This is a genomic window from Amycolatopsis sp. SID8362 (genome assembly GCF_010550475.1).
GTDB classification, from domain to species: Bacteria; Actinomycetota; Actinomycetes; order Mycobacteriales; family Pseudonocardiaceae; genus Amycolatopsis; species Amycolatopsis eburnea.
The window spans coordinates 1-2,280 of record NZ_JAAGNB010000256.1; the positions used below are offsets into that span (position 1 = coordinate 1).

Below are 2,280 nucleotides of genomic sequence, written 5' to 3' on the forward strand. Positions count from 1 at the left end.
GGACGCGCTCGCCGATCCGCTCCCACAGCAGCCGCGCCCGCCGCGCGGTCGCCAGCTCGGCGCCGGACGCGCGGCCGCCGACCCAGACCAGCCCGAAGTTGCGCACGGACGCGCCCCGGGCCTCGGGTTCGCGTTCGAGCTGGACGACGTCGTGGCCGCGCTCGACGGCCTGCCAGGCGTGCAGCGTGCCGAGCACGCCACCGCCCACGATGAGGATTCGCACGCCGCACACGCTGTCGGCCGCGCGCCAACGACGGCTGACCCGACGGCTAACGGAGCGTGAAGGAGCTCCGAATATTGGACCGGATGAGTTATCCCGTCGTTATCTACAGCCGTCCGGCGGCGACGAACACGGCGATCGCGAGCAGCGCGACGTTGATCCCGACGTTCCGCCACTCGGTCGCCTTGTGCTGCACGATCGCCAGCCTGCCGTGCATCGCCATCGCCCCGACCATGACCACGGCCAGCCCGGCCGCGGCCCAGCCGGTCAACGACGGCGCGACGCCGAGCAGCACCGGCAGGATCAGCCCGGCCACCGCGAACAGCTCGCAGATCGCGGTGAACCGGACCACGGGCAGCGGGTAGGCGGCCGCGCCGGTCTGGCCGGTCTCCCGCATCCGCTGCCGCGACATGGTCGACTTGAGCGCGCCCGAAACGGCGAAGATCGCGGCCAGCAGTACCTGTCCGCTCCACAGTGCGATGTTCACGGTGTCCTCCCAGTGGGTTGTCACGGGAGGGACGAGGGCGTCGCGCGGAACGTGACAGCGGGGTCAGTCCGCGCGGCCCAGCCGGGTCGTGAAGCTCAGCCGGTCACCCCGGTACAGCGAGCGCACGCGCTCGAACGGCACGCCGTCCGGGCCCCACGAAACGCGGTGCATGAGCAGCATCGGCAGGGCCGGGTTGGTGCCGATCAGCAGGGCTTCGCGCGGGGTGGCCAGCACCGTCTCGACCCGCTCCTCGGCGCCGTCGAACACCACCCCGAGCCGCTCGCTCAGGCACGCGTACAGCGACTGCTCCGGGTCGAACACGTCCAGCAGGTCCGGGAAACGCTCGACGAGCAGATATGTCGACTCCAGCCCGACGCGCTCCTCGTCGGCCAGCAGCACCCGCTCGAGGTGGAAGACTTCGGCGTCCGACGTGACCTGCAGGTCGGCGGCCAGCGCGCTGCCCGCGAGGCGCCGTTCGAGCGTGATCACGTTGCGGCCCGGGCGGATGCCCTGGCGGCGCAACCCCTCCGTGTAGCTGACCAGTGCCAGCGGCTGGACGAGTTTCGGGCCGGCGACGTAGGTGCCGCTCCCCTGGCGGCGGCTGAGCTTGCCCTCCAGCACCAGTTCGCTCACCGCCTGCCGTACGGTCGCCCTCGACACTTCGAACCGTTCGCACAATTCCCGTTCCGTGGGCAGCACCGCGCCTTCGCCGAGTTCCGCGATCACCGCCAGCAGTTCGACCTTCACCGCGTAGTAACGCGGGACGCGGCCGTGCTCGGGAATCCCGTCGAGGACGGGGCCGTCGGCGGACAGGCGGGAATGGCGTGAAGGGGCGGGCACGGAATCGACCCTATTCGGTTCCCCGTGCACCGTGGTTCGCTGTGGCGCGCAACACGTGCGAAACAAGGAGGATCACCCGGATGCGTCCGACCCCGCTCGCCCGCCGGCTCGGCCTGGCCGACGCCGTTTTCCTGGGCCTCGGCTCGATGATCGGGGCCGGGGTGTTCGCCGCGTTCGCGCCGGCCGCGCGGGCCGCGGGCAGCGGGCTGCTACTCGCGCTCGTCGTCGCGGCCGTCGTCGCTTACTGCAATGCGACGTCTTCGGCGCGGCTCGCCGCGATTCATCCCGAATCCGGCGGGACCTACGTTTACGGCCGGGAAAGGCTCGGTGAATTCTGGGGCTACCTCGCCGGATGGGGATTCGTCACCGGGAAGACGGCCAGCTGCGCCGCGATGACGCTGACCGTCGTCGCCTACGCCGCGCCGGGGCTCGGGCAGCCGTGGCGGAGCCTGCTCGCCGTCGCGGTGGTCGCCGCGCTCACGACCGTCAACTACTTCGGCGTGCACCGGTCCGCGCTGGCGACCCGGGTGATCGTGTCGTGCACCTTGCTCGTGCTCACCGCCGCGGGCGTGGCGATGGCCACCGGGCCGTCCGCGGGCGGGCCGCTCTTCGCCTGGCCGGGGGGCGGCGGGGTGCTCGAAGCGGCCGGGCTGCTCTTCTTCGCCTTCGCCGGGTACGCGCGGCTGGCGACGCTCGGCGAGGAGGTCCGCGACCCGGCCCGGACCATCCCCCG

General features: G+C 72.1%; 4 protein-coding genes. 1 reads left to right on the forward strand and 3 read right to left on the reverse strand.

The features are described 5' to 3' along the window. The 3 genes from G3I65_RS08810 to G3I65_RS08820 form a co-directional block, all read right to left on the reverse strand. Positions 1–223, reverse strand: a 223-nt coding sequence (locus G3I65_RS08810) for an FAD-dependent oxidoreductase (protein WP_160695655.1), incomplete at its 3' end; no start/stop codon positions are given. A 103-nt stretch (positions 224–326) separates the two neighbouring features. After that, positions 327–707 (reverse strand): DoxX family protein, encoded by a 381-nt coding sequence (locus tag G3I65_RS08815; RefSeq protein ID WP_160695656.1) that lies wholly within the window; start codon positions 705–707, stop codon positions 327–329. 63 nt (positions 708–770) lie between these two features. Then, on the reverse strand, positions 771–1,547 hold the full coding sequence (locus G3I65_RS08820; RefSeq protein ID WP_160695657.1) for a GntR family transcriptional regulator: 777 nt from the start codon (positions 1,545–1,547) through the stop codon (positions 771–773). A gap of 80 nt (positions 1,548–1,627) precedes the next feature. On the opposite strand from G3I65_RS08820, the gene G3I65_RS08825 reads away from it, so the two are divergent. Then, a partial coding sequence (locus G3I65_RS08825; protein ID WP_166639839.1) for an APC family permease occupies positions 1,628–2,280 on the forward strand: 653 nt, incomplete at its 3' end.